General features: G+C 71.3%; 18 protein-coding genes. 10 read left to right on the forward strand and 8 right to left on the reverse strand.

Translation table 11 applies throughout. The features are described from left to right. The 3 genes from H1A17_RS11265 to H1A17_RS11275 all read left to right on the forward strand — a co-directional run. The coding region (locus H1A17_RS11265) for a hypothetical protein (protein WP_228543332.1) at positions 1–1065 on the forward strand (1065 nt) is incomplete at its 5' end. Between the two features lie 297 nt (positions 1066–1362). Beyond that, positions 1363–2757 (forward strand): glycoside hydrolase family 6 protein, encoded by a 1395-nt coding sequence (locus H1A17_RS11270; RefSeq protein WP_309236753.1) that lies wholly within the window; start codon positions 1363–1365, stop codon positions 2755–2757. A gap of 103 nt (positions 2758–2860) precedes the next feature. Beyond that, complete coding sequence (locus tag H1A17_RS11275; protein ID WP_194821805.1) at positions 2861–3289, forward strand: nuclear transport factor 2 family protein; 429 nt, start codon at positions 2861–2863, stop codon at positions 3287–3289. Positions 3290–3327: 38 nt separating this feature from the next. Here the strand turns inward: H1A17_RS11275 and H1A17_RS11280 are convergent, their stop codons facing one another. The 3 genes from H1A17_RS11280 to H1A17_RS11290 all read right to left on the reverse strand — a co-directional run bounded on the left by H1A17_RS11280 (position 3328) and on the right by H1A17_RS11290 (position 6056). Next, complete coding sequence (locus tag H1A17_RS11280) at positions 3328–4065, reverse strand: phosphotransferase family protein (protein ID WP_145917691.1); 738 nt, start codon at positions 4063–4065, stop codon at positions 3328–3330. A gap of 130 nt (positions 4066–4195) precedes the next feature. Next, the gene (locus H1A17_RS11285; RefSeq protein ID WP_145917692.1) at positions 4196–5140 is read right to left on the reverse strand and encodes an NADP-dependent oxidoreductase; all 945 of its coding nucleotides are present in this window, start codon (positions 5138–5140) and stop codon (positions 4196–4198) included. A gap of 61 nt (positions 5141–5201) precedes the next feature. Next, positions 5202–6056, reverse strand: coding sequence for a helix-turn-helix domain-containing protein (locus H1A17_RS11290; RefSeq protein WP_145917693.1), 855 nt, complete (start codon positions 6054–6056; stop codon positions 5202–5204). 337 nt (positions 6057–6393) lie between these two features. Here H1A17_RS11290 and H1A17_RS11295 point away from each other — a divergent pair, with 337 nt between their 5' ends. Both H1A17_RS11295 and H1A17_RS11300 read left to right on the forward strand, forming a co-directional pair. Further along, a complete protein-coding gene (locus H1A17_RS11295) occupies positions 6394–7464 on the forward strand; it encodes an acyl-CoA desaturase (protein WP_194821806.1) in 1071 nt (356 codons plus the stop codon). 98 nt (positions 7465–7562) lie between these two features. Further along, positions 7563–8738, forward strand: coding sequence for a metallophosphoesterase (locus tag H1A17_RS11300; RefSeq protein WP_145917700.1), 1176 nt, complete (start codon positions 7563–7565; stop codon positions 8736–8738). Here the strand turns inward: H1A17_RS11300 and H1A17_RS11305 are convergent. After that, complete coding sequence (locus H1A17_RS11305) at positions 8719–9594, reverse strand: helix-turn-helix transcriptional regulator (RefSeq protein WP_145917701.1); 876 nt, start codon at positions 9592–9594, stop codon at positions 8719–8721. The genes H1A17_RS11300 and H1A17_RS11305 overlap by 20 nt on opposite strands. Positions 9595–9738: 144 nt before the next feature. On the opposite strand from H1A17_RS11305, the gene H1A17_RS11310 reads away from it, so the two are divergent. After that, entirely contained in the window at positions 9739–10518 is a 780-nt protein-coding gene (locus H1A17_RS11310) for an NAD(P)H-dependent oxidoreductase (RefSeq protein WP_145917702.1), read from the forward strand. 402 nt (positions 10519–10920) lie between these two features. Here H1A17_RS11310 and H1A17_RS11315 read toward each other — a convergent pair whose 3' ends face one another. The 3 genes from H1A17_RS11315 to H1A17_RS11325 all read right to left on the reverse strand — a co-directional run bounded on the left by H1A17_RS11315 (position 10921) and on the right by H1A17_RS11325 (position 14582). After that, the gene (locus tag H1A17_RS11315; protein ID WP_194821807.1) at positions 10921–11568 is read right to left on the reverse strand and encodes a nucleotidyl transferase AbiEii/AbiGii toxin family protein; all 648 of its coding nucleotides are present in this window, start codon (positions 11566–11568) and stop codon (positions 10921–10923) included. 2 nt (positions 11569–11570) lie between these two features. Beyond that, positions 11571–12137 (reverse strand): hypothetical protein, encoded by a 567-nt coding sequence (locus H1A17_RS11320; RefSeq protein ID WP_194821808.1) that lies wholly within the window; start codon positions 12135–12137, stop codon positions 11571–11573. A gap of 96 nt (positions 12138–12233) precedes the next feature. Next, a complete protein-coding gene (locus H1A17_RS11325; RefSeq protein ID WP_194821809.1) occupies positions 12234–14582 on the reverse strand; it encodes a DEAD/DEAH box helicase in 2349 nt (782 codons plus the stop codon). 61 nt (positions 14583–14643) lie between these two features. Here H1A17_RS11325 and H1A17_RS11330 point away from each other — a divergent pair, with 61 nt between their 5' ends. From H1A17_RS11330 to H1A17_RS11345, 4 genes are all read left to right on the forward strand, one after another. Then, positions 14644–14955 (forward strand): hypothetical protein, encoded by a 312-nt coding sequence (locus H1A17_RS11330; protein ID WP_228543333.1) that lies wholly within the window; start codon positions 14644–14646, stop codon positions 14953–14955. Between the two features lie 6 nt (positions 14956–14961). After that, the gene (locus H1A17_RS11335; RefSeq protein WP_194821811.1) at positions 14962–16113 is read left to right on the forward strand and encodes a hypothetical protein; all 1152 of its coding nucleotides are present in this window, start codon (positions 14962–14964) and stop codon (positions 16111–16113) included. Between the two features lie 129 nt (positions 16114–16242). Then, positions 16243–16824, forward strand: coding sequence for an RNA polymerase sigma factor (locus H1A17_RS11340; RefSeq protein WP_194821812.1), 582 nt, complete (start codon positions 16243–16245; stop codon positions 16822–16824). Further along, the gene (locus H1A17_RS11345) at positions 16821–17666 is read left to right on the forward strand and encodes a hypothetical protein (RefSeq protein ID WP_194821813.1); all 846 of its coding nucleotides are present in this window, start codon (positions 16821–16823) and stop codon (positions 17664–17666) included. Before H1A17_RS11340 ends, H1A17_RS11345 begins: the two co-directional genes overlap by 4 nt. Positions 17667–17706: 40 nt before the next feature. Here the strand turns inward: H1A17_RS11345 and H1A17_RS11350 are convergent, their stop codons facing one another. Continuing rightward, complete coding sequence (locus tag H1A17_RS11350; protein ID WP_194821814.1) at positions 17707–17991, reverse strand: hypothetical protein; 285 nt, start codon at positions 17989–17991, stop codon at positions 17707–17709. Positions 17992–18550 lie beyond the last annotated feature (559 nt).

Below are 18550 nucleotides of genomic sequence, written 5' to 3' on the forward strand. Positions count from 1 at the left end.
ACCCTGGGCGCCGGGCGGGACACCACCGCCGCGCCGCCCCCGGCCGGTGTGGCGGCCGCCGCACCCGCCGAGGCCCGCTGGGCCGACGCCCCGCCGTTCACCTTCACCTTCCGGGGGTACGACGCGGGCACGCTGCACGTGCAGGACCCGATCGTCGCGTCCGTCGGCTACCAGATCGCCTCGGTCTACTCCGACGGCCACATCTCGAACGACAAGCCGGTCACGGCCGACGAGGCCGAGGCGGGCGGCGACGCCGTCGAGCGGAAGCGGCGGACCGCCGGGGGCAAGCCCACCCTGTGGGCGTACCTGACCGTGTACCGGCCGGGCGTCTTCGACCCGGCCGGGATCAAGGACGGCAGGAAGGTCACCGTGGCCGGGCACCGGGCCGTGCAGGCGACCCTGCCGGTCGGCCTCGACCCGAGCAAGCCGCTCGACGAGGGAAACAAGCTGCTCGCTTGGGAGTACGCCCCCGACGCCTGGGCGGCGGTGACGTCGTTCTCCAGTTCCGTGGCCTCGCCCAGCTTCCAGGACCTGGGCGGCCTGGTCGGTGGCCTGAAGCCGAGCCGGCCGAAGCCGGCCCCGGTGCCGTTCACCGTCGGCTACGTGCCGGCCGGCTACCGGCCGTTGCAGTCCGGCACGCACGCCATGCCCGGCCTCAGCGGCATCGCCACGGCCCGCGCCGGTGACTACGGCGGCGCGACGTTCACCCGGCCGGCCGCGCCCACCTCGGGGTTGACCGCGCCGTACGACGCGGCCGAGAACGGCATCAAGGACGGCTTTCACATCTTCGTCACGCCGGCCAGCAGCTCGAACCAGTCCCCGGAGCCGGGCGTGACGAAGTGCTACCCCGGCTCGGACCGGCGGGCGTCGGGCGACGACGCCGCAGGCGGCGGCTTCTGCAACATCTGGAACGCCGACGGCTCGGTCGTCCTCCAGGTCAGCGGGATGGGGCTGGGTAACAGGCTGCCGCTGGCCGAGCTGGAGAAGATCGCCAAGGGGATCAGGGTCGCCGACGTCAGGGACGAGTCGACCTGGACCCCGGCCGCGCAGGCCCTGCGGCCGTAACGGAACCGTCCACTCCGGCGGGTCGGCCCCGGCAGGGGTCGGGGCCGACCGCCCCGGTGACAGCGGCACCGCGCACGACGGCGGTGCCGCTGTCGCCGTTCCGGGGTGCCGCCGCCTCCTGTTCCCGTCGCCGGGCCACCGCACCGGCGGTACGCTGCCGTCCGGCCCGTCCGGCCGGTGAAGTCGGTCGATGCCTTAATGGGTGGGCCGTACGTCTTGGCAGCGGCGCACGCCTCGGCTACCGTCGTGGGAACGCTCCCATGTAGAAACATCTATGTGATCAGGAGGCAACACGTCGTGGCTACCCTCTCCTCGCTCCGCCGCAGATCGGTGGCGGCCTTCAGTGTGGCGGCCGTCGCGGGCGTCACCGCCGCCGGCGTCTGCCTCGCCGGTGGCACCGCCTCCGCCGGGACGATATCCGGACCGCTCTACCGCGACCCGACCACGGCCGTCGTCCGCTGGGTCGCCGCCAACCCCGGCGACTCGCGGGTCGGTGTCATCCGCGACAAGATCGCCAGCCAGCCGCAGGCCCGGTGGTTCGCCAACTTCAACCCGTCGACCGCACAGTCCGAGGCTGCGTCGTTCATCGGCGCCGCCAACTCCGCGGGGCAGATCCCGGTGCTCTCGATCTACGAGATCACCAACCGGGACTGCGGTGGGGCCAGCGCCGGTGGCGCGCCCGACCTCAACCAGTACCAGACCTGGGTGTCGAACTTCGCCCGGGGGCTGGGCAACCAGACGGTCATCATCATCCTGGAGACCGACTCGCTCGCCCTGCTGACCTGCCTGAACAGCAATGAGATCAACGCCCGTAACCAGGCGATCTCGACGGCCACCCGGACCCTCAAGGCGGCCAACCCCAACGCCAAGGTCTACCTCGACGGCGGCCACTCCACGTGGAACAGCGCCAACGAGACGGCCAACCGCCTGCGGGCGGCCGGCGTGCAGTACGCCGACGGCTTCTTCACCAACGTGTCGAACTTCAACCCCACCTCCAGCGAGGCGAACTTCGGCCGGAACGTCATCTCCGCCCTCAACGGCATGGGCATCTCGGGCAAGCGCCAGGTCATCGACACCAGCCGCAACGGCAGTGCCAGCGGTGACTGGTGCGGCGACGACAACACCGACCGCCGCATCGGGCAGTACCCGACGACCAACACCGGCGACAACAATATCGACGCGTACCTCTGGGTGAAGCCGCCGGGTGAGGCTGACGGCTGCCGCTACACCGCCGGCTCGTTCCAGCCGGACCTGGCCTTCAGCCTGGCCAACGGCGCGCCCAACCCGCCGGTGACGACCCCGCCGACCACCGCGCCGCCCACCACGGCCCCGCCGACCACCCCGCCGCCCACCACGGCCCCGCCGACCACGGCTCCCCCCACCACGCCGCCACCGGCCGGCAACGGCTGCACCGCGTCGGTGGTGGTCAACCAGTGGAACGGCGGCTTCACGGCGAGCGTGACGGTCACCGCCGGTGACAGCGCCCTCAACGGCTGGAACGTCAGCATCAGCCTGCCCGGCGGTGCCGCCGTCACCAGCACCTGGAGCGCACAGTCCAGCGGCACCAGCGGGACCGTCCGGTTCACCAACGTGAGCTACAACGGGCAGGTCGGCGCCCGGCAGTCGACCAACTTCGGCTTCCAGGGCACCGGCACCGGCCCCGGTGCGACGGCCACCTGCGCGGCCAACTGACCCAGTCCGACGGCGACGGCCCGGCGCGGAGCACCCTTCCGCGCCGGGCCGTCGCGCGTCCACCGTCCGCCTGCTCCGGCCCGGCCGCGGGCTAGGCTGGAGAGTGGACCTCAGACACCAGGAAATCTTCCAGCGGTACGTCTACGCCGGCGCGGTCACCCGGAACCCGGACGCGGTCGCCGCCCTGTTCACCGAGGACGGCGTGTACGACGCGCCGCTCGTTCCCGAAGGTCATCCACTGCACGGCCGCCTGGTCGGGCGGGAGGCGATCCGGGCCGGGCTCCGCGTGTACCACCGGCAGTTGGCCCGGCCCGGCACGGTGGACCCGCGACACTCCACCCACCATCTGCACGAAACGGCGGACCCCGACGTGTTCGTCGCCGAGATCGACGTCGCCGTCGACGAGGCCGACGGAAGGCGTACGACGATGTCGCTCGTGCAGGTCTTCCGGCTCCGCGCCGGGCAGATCGTCCTGCTGCGCGACTACTTCACCGAGCCACCCACCGGCGCCTCCGGCCGCCACCCGCGCTGACGTCACCGGCGGCCGGCGACCCCCCGGCCCGGGTGGCGTCACCTCCGGGAGGTGAGCACGTCGATCTCGCAGCCCGGAGCGGCCGGGTCGAAGCCGTGTTCCATCAGCCAGCGGATCGTCAGCAGGCTCCGCGCCGACCACCACGCCCGGATGACGTCGACGTCGACCTCGGTGCCGTAGCCGGCGACGACGTCGTCCAGGTGTTCCTCGTGACCGAGCGTCAGGATGGCGAGGTCGTACAGGGCGTCGCCGGGGCCTGCCTCGGACCAGTCGAGCACGCCGGTGACCTCGTCGTGCTCGACGAACACGTGCGCGGTCTGCAGGTCGCCGTGCATGAACACCGGAGTCCACGGCCGCAACGCGGCCTCGGCGACCCGACGGTTACGGGCGACCAGATCGGCGGGGAGAACGCCGTTCGTGACGAGCCACCGGCACTCCCCGTCAAGGCGTGCCGCCAGGTCGTCGAGGTGACGACCGGGCCAGGGCGGCAGCGGGGCGTCGTGCAGCGTGCGTACGGCGGCACCGGCCGCGGCCCACGCGGCCGGCGACGCGGTCGACGGTTCGCCGAGCTGGCCGAGTGGCCTCCCGGGAAGGGCGGCGAGCGCGAGTACGGGCGGCCTGTGCCACCGGATCTTTGGCGTGGGGACCGGTGCCAGCGCCATCGCCTCGACCTCGACGGCGGTGCGCGTCGGATCGGTGTCGATTTTGAGGAACAGGTCGCCGACGCGCAGGGTCGCACGCTCCTGATGGGCGACGACCACCTCGACCCCTGCCACGCCGGTCAGTGTCGCGTAGACATCCGTCGACGTCACCTGGTTTGTGGCGGACGACCGCGGGCCTCATGGTCGTCGTGTGCGGCCCCGGTGTGCTGATTCGCGGGTCCACCCTGCCGAGGGCCGGTCGTCCTCACGCCGTGGGCGAGAGGACGACCGTCTTGCCGGGCAGCTCACCCGCGCCGGCCCGGGCGTGCAGCGCGGGCAGTTCGGCCAGCGTCACCCGCTGGGCAACCTCGACGCGCAACTCGCCGGTGCTCACCCGCGCCGCCAGGTCGGCGAGCTGGTCGGCGTCGCTGCGGACGAACAGGTCGATACCGCGTACGCCGCGCGTCCCGTCGGAGGGGGCCGGCATCCAGACGGTGGTATTGACCAGGGTTCCACCGTCACGGATCAGCGGGACCAGGGCGGCGAGCTGTTCCGGGGTGACCGGGGCGAGGTTGAGCACCAGGTCGACCGGCTCGGTCACCGCCGCCGTCACGTCGGTGCTGGTGTGGTCGACCACCTCGTCGGCCCCGGCGGCCCGGACCCGGCCGGCGCTGCGGGGGCTGGCCGTGGCGATCACCCGGGCACCGGCCTCCTTCGCCAACTGCACGGCGTATCCGCCGACCGCACCGCCGGCCCCGTTGACCAGCACCCGCTGGCCGGCGGTCAGCCTGCCGTGGTCGAACAACGCCTGCCACGCCGTCAGCCCCACCAGCGGGAGCGCCGCCGCATCGGCCAACGGGACGTTCCCGGGTGCCCCGGTCAGGATCTCCGCCGGGGCGATCACGTACTCCGCCGCCGCCCCGGTCCCCGTCATCGGCAGGAAGCCGATGACCCGGTCGCCGACCGCGACGTCGGTCACCTCGGGACCGACCGCGTCGACCGTGCCGGCGACGTCGAGGCCGGGAGTGTGGGGCAGCTCGACCGGGATCGGGCCCTGCATGAAGCCCGCGCGGATGGTGCCGTCGACGCCGTTGAACGACGTCGCGGCGACCCGGATGCGGACCTGACCGGCACCGGGGACGGGCTGCTCCACGTCCTCGTAGCGGAGCACCTCGGGGCCGCCGAACTCGTGAAAACGCACTGCCTTCATTGCCTGACCTGCTTTCCTGGACGCCGTCGGTGAGCCTCCAATCTGGCAGGAACCGGCGCGGTCAGCCTGGGCCAGGTTGGCCCACCCTGATGACGGTCGGCTCACCGGCGTCGTCGACGATCTCAGCGAGCCGCGCCGCATCGGCCGAACGCGGTGCCGCGGTGAGCATCAGGGCCGCCAGATCGTCACCCGGGATGGTGACCAGGCTGCCGACGAGGGTGACGACGCCGCCGTCCGGATGAACGAACGCGGCGCTGCTCTCGTAGGCCGCCACCGGACGCGGCTCCCGCCACAGGGTGTCGAACAGGCCGCTGCGGCTGCGCATCTCGTCCACCAACCCGGCGAGGGAGGCGTCGGCGGGGTAACGCAGCACCGCGCTGCGCAGTCGGGCGACGAGGACCGCCTCGTGATCGGTCGCCTCGGCCGCCGACTGCCGGAAACCCCGGAACGGATCGCAGAACGTACGCCAGGCGACGTTCCACTGCCACGGGTCCCCGGTGAGCTCCCAGTGCCCCAGGGCCAGGAAGGCGCTGTTCACGGCGACCAGGTTCATCGCCGCGTCGGAGACGAACATCGGGGTGTCGGTGAACCGCTCCAGCAGCCGCGTCGCGCCCGGACCGATCTCGTCGGGCACCCGCCCGTCCGCGGCGGCGTACCCGGCCAGCGCGCAGAGCCGCTCGTACTCCGCCCGCCCGACCCGCAGCGCACGGGCGATGGCGTGCACCACCCCGGCCGACGGATGACTGCGCCCCTGCTCCAACCGGCGTACGTAGTCCGCCGACATCCCCGCCAGCTCGCCGAGCTCCTCCCGCCGCAACCCCTGCACCCGCCGCCGGCCCACCGGCAGCCCGACGGTCGCCGGGGTAGTGCTCTCCCGCAGGTGGCGCACCGCGACGCCGAACTCGTGACGTTCCACGGCCCAAGTGTGCCCCGCCGGGCCGGACAGCCTCGACCACGGTGACGGCCACCGCACCGCGTGGATGCGCCTTTCCGGCCGCTGCCCGGCAGGGGAGAGGCCGCGCCGGTCCGTGTGCGGCCGGTGACCGGGCCGGGCGGCCGTGCTGCGTGGCCCGTTTCCCGACGTCGTCGGCAGGGTAATGGGTCTGCTCGACGCCGCGTGTGAGGTCCGAGCCGAATCGCGGCGGCCGCCCAGACTCCCGCGGCCTGGCGTTGCACCTGCTGCACCCGCTCGCCTCCCGCGAAGGACTGGATCGTCGATCTTCCCGTGGGGCTGGAGATTTGAGGAGCCCCACATGTCGAGCGCGACCGCGTTACCTCCCGTCGTCCGAGCCGCCGACGTCCCGCCCGCCGACCGGGAGCCACCGGTCACCGCCGGTAGCGACTTCGCCGAGCTGAACCGACGGATCATCCGGGCTGGTCTGCTCGAACGTCGACCCGCCCACTACGCCGTACGCCTGATGGTGGTGGCGTCGATGCTGGTGGCCGGTTGGGTGGCGTTGTGGCTGGTCGGAGCCTCCTGGTGGTCGCTCGCGGTCGCGGCCTTCCTGGGTGTCGCGTTCTCGCAGGCGGCCCTCGTGGCCCACGACGTGGCGCACCGGCAGGTGTTCCGCACCAGGAAGCTCAGCGAGCGGGCGGGCCGGATCGCGGCGAACCTCGCGGTCGGGATGAGTTACGGCTGGTGGATGGAGAAGCACACCCGCCACCACAACAACCCCAACCACGACGATCTCGACCCGGACGTCGCGCCGGAGGTGCTGATCTGGACCAGCGGGTCGGCCCGGGGGCGGCGCGGGCTGAAGGGTTTCGTCACCCGCCACCAGGCCGGTCTGTTCTTCCCCCTGCTGACGCTGTTGGGTGTCAACCTGAGGGTGTCCAGCATCAGGGCGCTGCTCCGGGTGCCCACGATGAAGCACCGGGGTCGGGAAGCGGGCCTGATGGGTCTTCATCTGGTCGCCTACGTGGCCGCGCTGCTGCTGGTCCTCACGCCGTGGCAGGCGCTGGCGTTCTTCGCCGTACACCACGCGGTGTTCGGGGTCTACCTGGGCATGACGTTCGCACCGAACCACAAGGGCATGCCGCACCCGGAGGGCACCGAGGACTACCTGCGCAAGCAGGTGCTGACCTCGCGCAACGTGACCGGGGGCCGGCTCACCGACGTCGCCCTGGGCGGACTGAACTATCAGATCGAACATCACCTGTTCCCGGCGATGCCGTCGCCGAACCTCCGCCGGGCCCAGCCGATGGTCGAGGCCTACTGCCGGGAGATCGGCGTCGCCTACGAGCAGACCAGCCTGGTCCGTTCCTACCGGCAGGCGCTGCGGCACCTGCACCAGGTCGGTGCCCCGCTGCGCGAGACCCGGTGAGGCGCAGGGCCGCCGGTCCGCCCGGTGGTCATCGGGCGGGCGTGGTCGATCCGGCCCGGACCGTGTCATGCTGCACGGGCCCCGACGGGAGGACGACGATGGCTGCTGGCGATGCGGTACAGGTGCGGCCGGCGCGAGGATCGCTGCGACCGCTGCTGTCCGGGGCGACGCTGATCGCGGTCCTGGCGTTGCTGTTCGGGCTGCCGTGGTGGACGTTGACGGTGGCGGCGCGATGGCCGGCACCGGTGGAGGCCGCCGGCACGACCGTGTTCGTCGTCGCGCTTGTCGCGTTCCCCGTTCTGATGTATCTCGGGCACGGCCGCCGGCGGCTGGACGCGGCGGCCCGCGCCGGGGACACCCTGCTCGGCCTGGTGTGGATCCTCTTCGTCTGGACGCTGCTCGGCAACGTGGCCCGGCTCCCGCTGGCCGTGGCGGGCGTCGCCGATCCGGCGCGGTCCCGGTACGTGGCGGCCGGTGCGGCCGTCGTCGCGGTCGTCCTGGCCGTCTGGGGCTACGCCGAGGCGATGCGGGTGCCCCGGGTCCGGCGGGTGGACGTCACCGTCGACCGGCTGGGGGCCGGCCTCGACGGGGTCCGGGTGGTGCTGCTGACCGACACCCACTACGGCCCGATCGACCGGGCCCGCTGGTCCGCCCGCACGATCGAGGTGGTCAACGGCCTGGCCCCCGACATCGTCTGCCACACCGGCGACATCGCCGACGGCACGGTCGACCAGCGCCGGGCGCAGGCGGCACCGCTGGGTGCCGTGCAGGCCCGGCTGGCCCGGGTGTACGTGACGGGCAACCACGAGTACTACGGCCAGGCGCAGGGCTGGGTCGACCACATGCGGGCCCTCGGCTGGGAGCCCCTGCACAACCGGCACCTCGTGGTGGAGCGGGATGGCGCGCGGCTCGTCGTCGCCGGGGTGGACGACGTGACCGCCGCCTCGTCCGGCGTCGCCGGTCACCGCGCCGACCACGCCGCGGCGCTCGCCGGCACCGACCCGGGGCTGCCCGTGCTGCTGCTGGCGCACCAGCCGAAGCAGATCGACGACGCGGTCGCGGCCGGCGTGGATCTGCAACTGTCCGGGCACACCCACGGCGGCCAGATGTGGCCGTTCCACTACCTCGTCCGGCTCGACCAGCCGGTCGTGCAGGGCCTCAGCCGGCACGGCCGGACCCAGCTCTACACGAGCCGGGGGACCGGCTTCTGGGGTCCGCCGTTCCGGATCTTCGCGCCGAGCGAGATCACCCTGCTCACCCTGCGGGCGGGTTAGCCTCCAGCCGCAGCCGATGGGCGACCCGCGCTCCTCTTCCCGTGGGGTTCCGGTCGTCGTTGAGTGCGGCCAGCAGGCGTAGGCCGTCTTCGGCGGGGCTTTCCGGTGGCGCGGACAGGACTATCAGTTCCATGCCTGATCCGTCGGGTAGGGCGAAGTTCTCCTGGTGCAGTTCCAGCAGGCCGACCAGCGGATGCCGGTAGGCCTTGCGTCCGTGTGTGCGGGCGCGCACGTCCGCGCGGGCCCAGAGCCGGCGGAAGCGTTCGCTGCCCATGGACAGTTCGCCGATGAGTGCGGCCAGGCGGGGATCGTCAGGGTGTTTTCCGGCGGCCAGGCGAAGGTGCCCGACCACGTCGAGGGTGCATTTCTCCCAGTCCGCGTAGAGGCCCCGATCGGCTTCCTCGAGGAAGATGTGCCGGGCCGTGTTCAGACCCGTCGGGTTGCGGCCGTAAAGAAGTCCGGCGAGGCGGTTGCCGGCGACCACGTCCATCCGGTGGTCCATGATCAGGGCGGGGGCGTCGACGATCAGGTCGAGTACGCGCAGCAGCTCCGCCCGGGGGCGACCGCTGGGCGACCTGCTGCGACGGCGGCGTTGCCGGGCCAGCCGGTGCAGATGACCACGTTCAGTCTCGTCGAGCCCGAGGACGCGGGCGAGCGCGTCGAGGACCTGCTCCGACGGTTGGGTGGCGCGGCCCTGCTCCAGGCGTACGTAGTAGTCGACGCTGACCCCGGACAGGTGGGCGACCTCTTCGCGACGCAACCCCTCGACGCGGCGTCGGCTGTCGGTCGGGATGCCGGCGGCGGACGGGTCGACCCGGGAGCGCCGGGTACGCAGGAAGCCCGCGAGATCGTCCATGGCCTGAAGTATCGCTCCGGCGACACGCGTGCGGGTGGTCCCGCCAGTACCAGGAAGTCCGGTCCGACGGAACGCGCGCCCCTGAACGGCGCCCTTCCGGCCGCCGAGCATGGGTGGCGACAGACGTCGGCGAAGGGACCAGCCATGAAGACGCTCATCGTGTACGCCCATCCGGAGCCGCGTTCGCTGAACGGCTCGCTGAAGGATGTCGCGGTGTCCACCCTTGAGGCCGCCGGTCACGAGGTGCGGGTGAGTGACCTGTACGCGATGAACTGGAAGGCCGTCGTGGACGCGGCCGACTTCGGCGGGTACGCCACCAGCCCGCTGCGGGTGATACCGGGTTCGGGCGGTGCGTACGACGCCGGCGCGCTCACCCCCGACGTGACGGCCGAGCAGGAGAAACTGCTCTGGGCCGACACGGTGATCTTCCAGTTCCCGATGTGGTGGTACACGATGCCGGCCATCCTCAAAGGCTGGGTGGACCGGGTGTTCGCTTTCCACTTCGCCTACGGCGTCGGCGTGCACGACGAGACCCGCTACGGCGAGCGTTACGGCGAGGGGACGCTGCTCGGCCGGCGGGCGATCCTCTCGGTGACCGTTGGCGGCCCGCAGTCGCACTACACCGACCGCGGGATCAACGGCCCGATCGAGGATCTGTTGTTCCCGATCCACCACGGGATCCTCTACTACCCGGGCATGGAGGTGCTGCCGCCGTTCGTGCTGTACGGCGCCGACCGGATCTCCGACGGCGAGTTCGAGGACGCCGCGAAAAGGTGGAAGGAGCGGTTGCTGACGCTGGAGACGACCGCGCCCATCGCGTTCCGGCGTCAGAACTCCGGTGACTACGAGATCCCGTCACTACGGCTGAAAGAGGGCCTGGAGGCTCCTGGCCGCAGAGGCTTCAACCTGCATGTACGGGACTAGCCGCCGCGTCGATGCGGCATCGTCCCGCGTGGGCGGTGTGTGCTGTCCAGCCGGTACCGACCCGGGCGAGCATCGGTCGTGAGCCGGGGTTCGTGTGCTCGGGGTGTGCCCCTGGGCTGCGACAACGGCGGTCCGGGCAACGCGGGCGACTCCCTGCCGCCCCGGGTGAACCCGCAGCTCGCTAGACTAGGCGCTCGCGCCCTCGTAGCTCAGGGGATAGAGCATCGGTTTCCTAAGACTGGCCTCCGCCGGTGTCCACAGGCCGATGACCTGCGGATTTCCTATCGTCCCCGTTACGTGCCGGTCGCTTCGCGGGCTCGCTGCGATCGCTTGCCGAAGATCAGCTGGAACGTTGTGGGCCCTGCGGGTGCCGGCATGACGTAGCCGTGAGTCGGGGCCGAGTCATCGTTCCTCGTCGTCGAGTAGTTCGCGGCGCCACTCCGCGAATCGGCTTCGGAGATCGTCCAGCGCTGGCCCGGTGACGCCGTACTGGGCGAAGTCGTCGGGGTCGAGGTGGGTGGCTTGTCCGAGGGCGTCGGCGAAGATGCGCGGGTCGAAGCCACGGTCGGCGCGCTGGGCCAGGGTGAGAAGGGCTTCGCGGGTGTAGCGGCCGGAGCGGAGGGTGGCATCGATGTCGATGAAGTCCCGGGCGAACGCCCGCCCGTAGAGGGCGCTCATCTTGTTCGCGACCGCGTCGTCGGGGTGGAGGACGGGTCCGATCGCCATGAGGATCGGTTCGTTGGCCCGCCAGTCCACGCCGAGTTCGACCTTGGCAACCCGAATGCCGTCGGTGACGGCCAGCCGGGCGAAGGCGTCGTACTGCCGCTCGGTCTCGACGGTCAGGCCGTCGCCGCGATAGGCGTGCACGACGGCGGTGACCGCGGAGGTGAACTCGTTGCGGCGGTCCCATGCGGTGAACAGGTCGACGTCCTCGCTGGGCCGCTCCAAAAGCCCGGCGGCCTGCACCGCGTAGCCGCCGGCCAGCGCGAAGCCGTATCGATCGGCGGCCCTGAGTCCGGTCCGGGCGAGGCGTTCGTGGAAGGGGTCCACCGCTACGCCGCATTGCTGCGGGTGGCGGCGAGTTCGGGGAAGGCGTCCTCCCAGCGCTGGCGGAGCTGGGGTGGCAGCCAGAGGGTGGGCCAGAGCCGCCGGAGCAGGTCGGCGTCGAGCCAGGTGTTCAGGTCCTCGACGGTGCTGGCTTCGGTGAGTACCACCTTGTACATGCTGGCCAGGCGTGCGGGCCGGTCAAGGTCGTACTCGGCGTGCCCGGACCAGTCGAGGTGACGCGGAAGCGTCACTGTGCCGTCGGCCGGGCCGTGCAGCGCGGCGAGGGTTTCGGCCACGACGTAGGGCTTGCGGTCGCCGTAGGGCCGGTAGTCCGCCGGCGGCTGGGGTGCCGTTCTGCGTCGGCTGATGTTGGTCGCCCGTCGGACTTCTGGTCGGAGCGCCTGACGGATGGTCTCCCGGCTGTATCCGGTGACCCGCTGCAGATCCACCGGCCGCCACCCGGCCGCGTGAAACGCCCGCAGTTGCTCGTCCCGCTCGGTCAACGCCTGCGCCCGCGTCGCCTCGTACCGGGAGACAACCGCCTGCAGCTCATCCTCGGAGAACCGGCCCATGGCCATCAGCCTACTACGCTAGGCCCAGCAAGCTTGGCCTTTCATTCGCACCCTGTAACCGGCGGGCCCAGGCGTGGTGATCGCGTCGGGATGCACTCACGTTCTGGTGAAGCCGAGGGCCCGGTATCCGGGCATGCGGCGTGGGAGTGAGGCGGCAAGGATGGGTGTGGCCGGGTCGTGGTAGTCGTGGGCTTCGGCGAGGTCCTTGCCGGGTGCGGCGCGGATGACTCGGCCGGCGCATTGGACGAGTAGGCCGTCGTAGGAGATCGGGCCGGCGAGGAACAGGGTGTCGAGGGCGGGGGCGTCGAAGCCTTCACCGATGAACGGTGTGGTGCCGATGACAAGCAGGCCGTCGCCGGCCTTGGCGCCGTCGAGCCGGTCAACGACGGCCCGCCGTTCGCGGGTGCTCATCCCGCCTTGGAGCACGAGCGCCTGATGTCCGCGTGCGGCGAGCAGAGCGGTGAGTGCCTCGACCTGGGCGACGCGTCGGGTCAGCACGAGACAGTTACGGCCGCGGGTCAGGGCTGCGGCGACGTCATCGGCGATCTGGGTGTTACGGGGCTCGTCGAAGGCCAGCCTTCGGTGCACCTCGGCGAGCGCGCCGGGCGTGTCCAGGTCGATGTCGCCGGGTTGGAAGGTGGTCTCGTGGATGAACAGCGCTCGACGGGGTCCGGCGTCGGTGTGCATCGCGGCTGCGAGGGTGCCTTGTTCCTCGTCGGTCAGGGTGTGGCGGACGGGGCCGAGTTGCCAGGTGACGAGTTGGCCGAGGCCGTCGCGTCGGGTGGGGGTGGCGGTGAGGCCGAGCCAGAACTGCGCGGCGATCCGTTTGACCGAGTGCTCGTAGGCTGCGGCGCCGAGGTGGTGGCATTCGTCGACGATGACGTGCCCGTACCCCTGGGTCAGGGTGGCGACGTCGTCGCGCCGGGCGAGGGAGGGCAGCAGCGCGATGTCCACCGTGCCGGTGAGCTTGCGTCGGCCGCCGCCGAGTTGACCGGGCTTGACGTCGAGGAACTGTTGGATGCGGATGCGCCACTGGTCGGCGAGGGCTTTGCGGTCGACGAGGACCAGGGTGGAGGTGTTGCGTTCGGCGATCACGGTGCAGGCCATGACGGTCTTGCCGGAGCCGGGTGGGGCAACCAGGATCCCGTCGTCGTGGGCGAGAAGCGCGCCGACCGCGTTGGCCTGCCTGCTGGTGAGTTCGGCGGTGAACGCGGTGTCGATCTCGCTCCCGGAGTTCCGTGCGTCCGTGACGGCCAGCCGGGATCCGGCGCGCTCGACGATGGTGGCGATGGTGTGCCGCAGGCCCCGTGGGAGGACCAGGTGGTCATCGAGGGTGAGGTCGTAGCCCTGGATGAAGCGTGGGGTGTCCCAGGTGGACTTGCGGAGTCGCTGCAGTTCGTAGAACTTCGGGTTGGCCATGGCGGCGGCGTGCTTGAACGTCGCCAGGGCGGCGGGGGTGAGCTGTCCGGCGTCGATGCTCAGCCCGGCACCGGCCTCCGCGTGGACCACGGGAGGTAGCGGTGGATGGACCTGGGTCGCGGCGGACCGGCTCATCGTGGCGACGTCGGCACCGGTGACGGCTTGCTTCGCCTGCCGGGCGATCCGTTCGGCGTCGCCGGGGCTGAGCCGGTCCAGCGTCGACAGGAACGCCCACTGGTCCGCGTGCGGCTCGAGGATGCCGAGGTCGAGGAAGGTGGTCAGCCCGTCCTTGCGGCGGCGTCCCTGTAGGGGTGCGGCGATGAGGTTGCCGAAGCCCCCCTCGGGCAGGACGTCCTGGTTGGGGAACAGCCGGTCGTACGAGCGCAGATCCATCGACCCGCGCAGCACCATCGCCTCACGCAGCAGGACGGTGCCGACGGCCCGCGCGGTGGCTGCGGAAACGGCGCCGGTGAAGAAGACCCACACGTGGGCGCCGCGGCCTGACTGGGAGATCTCCAACGCGGCGGGCACCGCGCTGGCCCGTGCTGCCTTCACGTACGCGAGGGCGTCGAGCATCGCCGTCGGCCCGTCGAAGTCGGCCACGACGAAGTGGCAGGTGTTGTCGGGCATCAGCGGATACAGGCCCATGAACACGTCCCCGACGAGATGCGCCGCGACGACCTCCGTCGTGCGGGGCAGGTAGGAGGCACCTCGCCGGTCCATACCCTTGCGCCAGCCTCCAGCGACCGCGGGCATCCACCCGGCAGCGCCGGTACGTGTGTTGTCCCACCGCACGGCGTACACGTCGACCCGGGCCCGGAACCGGTCGGCGAACAACGCCAGCTTGTCCCGGGTCGGCGAAGCCATGGTGACCAGCCCCGGCGGCTCCACCGGAGCGGACAACTGTTCCGGCGCCGCAAGCGTGTCCTGGCCGCGCAATTCCAGCAGACGCGCCAGGCGGGCGTTCTCCGCCCGTAACCGCTCCACCTCCCGGCGCAGATCAGCGAACTCGGCCACCGAACCCATGCCGACCATCCTCGCGTATCGGGCTCCCAACACCCCGACACCGGTCCGCTATCCTCCGCCGATGGCATCGAAAGGCAACGCCGCGCTGGAGGCGATGATCGAGGAAGCCACGGTCGACACGGACGGTTGCGAGGACGAGCTCGCCGGTCTGTTCACCATGATCGAGGAGCATCTGGCGGTGCCGTTCACCACCACCGTCCTCGGCGTCGAGGTCGCCGTGCGGAAGGTCGAGCTGGCTGCGGACAGCATCGTCGCGGTCTGCGTCCGGGGCCGCCACCGGCAGCAGGTCGGCCTTCTCGACCTTCCGCTGCCCACCCCCGCGCCGGACGGTGCTGGGTGGATCGACGCCTACCGGCACTGGGCCGGACGGTAGGCCACGGTGAGCGAGTACCAGTACTACGAGTTCATCGCCGTCGACCGGCCCCTCACCGGGCGGGAGCGGGCCGAGCTGCGGTCGCTGTCGACCCGGGCCGATATCACCGCCACCAGCTTCGTCAACACCTACGAGTGGGGCGACTTCAAGGGCAACCCGCGGAAGCTGATGGAACGGTACTTCGACGCGCACCTCTACCTGACGAACTGGGGCACCCGCCAGCTCATGCTGCGGCTACCGAACCACGTGCTCGACCCCGCCACCGTCTCCCAGTACTGCCAAGGTGACAGCGCATCCGCGTGGACCGCAGGCAAGCACGTCATCATCGACCTCCACGACGAGGACGAGGACGGCACCGACGAGTGGGACCTCGACGGCCACGGCCTGCTCACCTCCATTATCCCGGTCCGGGCCGGCCTCGCCGCTGGCGACCTGCGCCTGCTCTACCTGGCCTGGCTGCGCTGCGTACAGTCCGAGGACATCGCCGACGACGAGCCCGAGCCGCCCGCCCCGGCCGGACTGGGCAGCCTCGACGCGTCCCTCACCGCCGTAGCCGAGTTTCTGCGCATCGACCCCGATCTGATCACGGCTGCGGCGGCCGGGTCGGCGCCGGTCGCCTCCGGTGAACCGACCGCTGCGCAACTACGGACCTGGGTCGTCGGGTTGCCCGCCCGGGACAAGGACGCCATCCTGACCGACCTGATCACCGGCGGTGACAGCCACCTGCGCAGCCGACTGCTGCGCCGCTACCGCGACGCACACTGCACCGATACCCCCACCCCGGCAGCTGCCCGCACCGCCGGGGAACTGCTCGTCACCGCCACGGACCTGCGCGCCGAACGGGAACGACGGGACGCCGAGCAACGCGAACGCGACCGGATCCGCCGCGAACGGTCCGCTGCGGCAGTACGGCAACGACACCTTGACACCCTCGCAGTCGACCAACCCGCCGCCTGGCAGCGGGTCGAGGAACTCATCGCCACGAAGAAACCCCGCGAGTACGACACCGCTGTTCAACTCCTCGTCGACCTGCGCGACCTCGCTGAACGAGACGGAGACAGCACATCGTTCCGAAATCGCCTGGCCGAGCTACGGACGGTGCACGCCCGCAAGCCCAGTCTGCTCGAACGCCTCAACCTCGCAGGCCTCGACACCTGACGCTTTGCTCGCCGCCCGGTGAGCTGGCCACCCTCGCCTACACGCGCTGCGGCTCTCGCGCCGGCACCACGGCCTCAGACGTCGACCGTCGGCCTGCAACAGGGTCGGCGTGGGCGGCCATAGTGTGGTGTGAGGCATCAAGTATGGCCGTCGGACGAGGAACTGTGGTCCTCGATCGCCGCCGGTGACGAGGCGGCGTTCGGTCGGCTCTTCGACCGGTACTCCCGCCCGGTCTACAACCACGCGTTCCGGCTGACCGGGTCGTGGTCGATGGCCGAGGACGTCACCCAGGCTACGTTCCTCGTCGCGTGGCGCCGCCGGCACAACGCCCGACTCGTGGGCGGATCGGCGCTGCCGTGGCTGCTCGTCGTCGCCACGAACGCGGTCCGCACCGAGTGGCGGTCGGCGCGCCGATGGCTTGCGCTGCTACGGCGTCTACCGGCGGAGCGGTACGCCGACGGTGACCTCGCAGACGAGGTTTCCGCGCGGCTCGACGACGAGCGGCGGATGACGGAGGTCCTCGCGGTGGTCCGCCGGCTGTCACCGGCCGAGCGGGAAGCGGTGGCCTTGTGCCTGTGGTCTGGCGTGTCGTACTCGGACGCGGCAGCCGTATTGGGCATCAGCGAGGTGGCGGTGCGGTCGAGAGTGAGCCGTGCGCGCAGCCGCCTGGCCCGTCTGATGCCAGAGGAGATCCAGGAGGGGACGCGGTGAACGACATTCTCGACCTGCCCGCGGAGCGGGACCTGCCGCCGGAGGCCGCGCTTGCGATACGGGCCCGGATTCTCGGCTTCGTGAGCCCGCCTCCGCCGCGTATTCCACGACTGCGGATCGCCATTGCTGCAGCGGTGCTGCTGGCCGTGACGTCCGGTGCTGCGGCGGTGGTGTGGGACCGGCCGGAGCGCTCGACCATGCAAGTGCTGGCCATGGGACTCGGGGAGCTGTCGCCGACGCTGCAGGAAGCGGCCGAGCGGTGCCTGCAGTGGAACTCCCCGCAACGACAGACCCGGCAGAATCCGGGTGAGCGACCCGTCCCGGTGTCCCTGGCCGACCTCGCGGTGGGCACCGAGCGAGGTGACCGCACACTGGTGTTGTTCATGAACGACGTCGGCTACGCCACCTGCGACGTGGAAGGGACGGGAACGGCCCGGGAGTCCGGCGGAGGCGCCACCGAGCCGTGGCCGCACGGTGACCTGCTGCCCGGGCCGGTGCAGCGGCTGCTGCTGACCTCCACCGAGGCCGACGGTGGGGACGTCAGCGTCAGCGGCCGGGTCAGCAGCCGCGTCCACCGGCTTGTGCTCGATCATGGTGACGGCCACACCACCACAGCGCGACTTTCCGAAGGCGCGTTCGGCCTGATGACCAGCGACTCCCGACTCGAGGCCGACAACGACCCTGAACTGGTCAGCTACGACGCCCACGGGACGGAGATCGACAGGCGTCCGCTGTTCCAGGCCGAAGACCAACTCGAGCACTGCTATACGGGCCCGGACGGGAAGCGGATCTACGGCAAACCGACCAGCGGCTGCCGTCCTGCCGAGAAGTGGGGGCGTTAACCATGATCGTAGGGTGACTGCTGCCCCGGGGGCGGGGTCGTCACTCGCGGGTCAGCCCCGGTGGCAGCGCGTCCTCGTCGGGTTGGACCTGGCGGGCGTTGGCCACGGGGTCGCGCTCCAGGGTGTGGATCAGTGGTGCCGGGCCGCCGAGGCAGGTCCAGGTGTCGTCCCACAGCGCGGAGACCAGCCATGACCGGTCGGCGGGGAAGAACAGGTCCGGTAGCGCGCCGTACGGGTCGCGGATGTGCCCACCGGTGCGCCAGGTGAGGGCTTGCTCGGGGCCAGCCTGGACCAGTACGTAGGGCCAGTTCCAGTAGAGGAACACCCTCGGGGCGTGGGGAAGACGACGTCGTGGGCGCCGGTGTGTCGAGGTAGGCCAGGCGCCACGGCTGGTCGGCGGTGTGCGTGGTGAGGTCCTCGATGGGGGCGTGCTCGTAGGCGGCGGCAGCGGTGACGTCGTCGGCTTGGTACGTGGTGGCGTAGGCGTCGAAGACCGGCGGTACGGTGGTGGTGATCGAGACGCCGGCAGTGGTGTGCCCGGCGATCCAGCTCACGTCGGCGGCGGCACCGACGCGCCAGTCCCGCCCGTCCTTGCTTACCTGCACACCGCTATTCAAGTCTCTGCGGCGACGGTTGGCGTGGAATCAGGCTGGTTGCGGAACGGCGGCCGGCGACCAGCCTTCATGGGCCACCATGCCGTATGCCTGCCCCGCGCGCGGTGGAGCGCTGATGCTCCGCAGGTCCCGCACATCGTGTCCGGGGTGCCGGCCGGCGACGGAGGCAGACTCGGTGTTGCCGCGCCCGCAGGGCCGGGGTGGGATGGCTGTGTGTGCCGCGCCGTGATCGTGGCTGAGCCTCGAGGTGCCCACCCACTTTCCCGCCTC

It is taken from the genome of Micromonospora sp. S-DT3-3-22, from assembly GCF_015354745.1.
Lineage (GTDB): Bacteria > Actinomycetota > Actinomycetes > Mycobacteriales > Micromonosporaceae > Micromonospora > Micromonospora wenchangensis.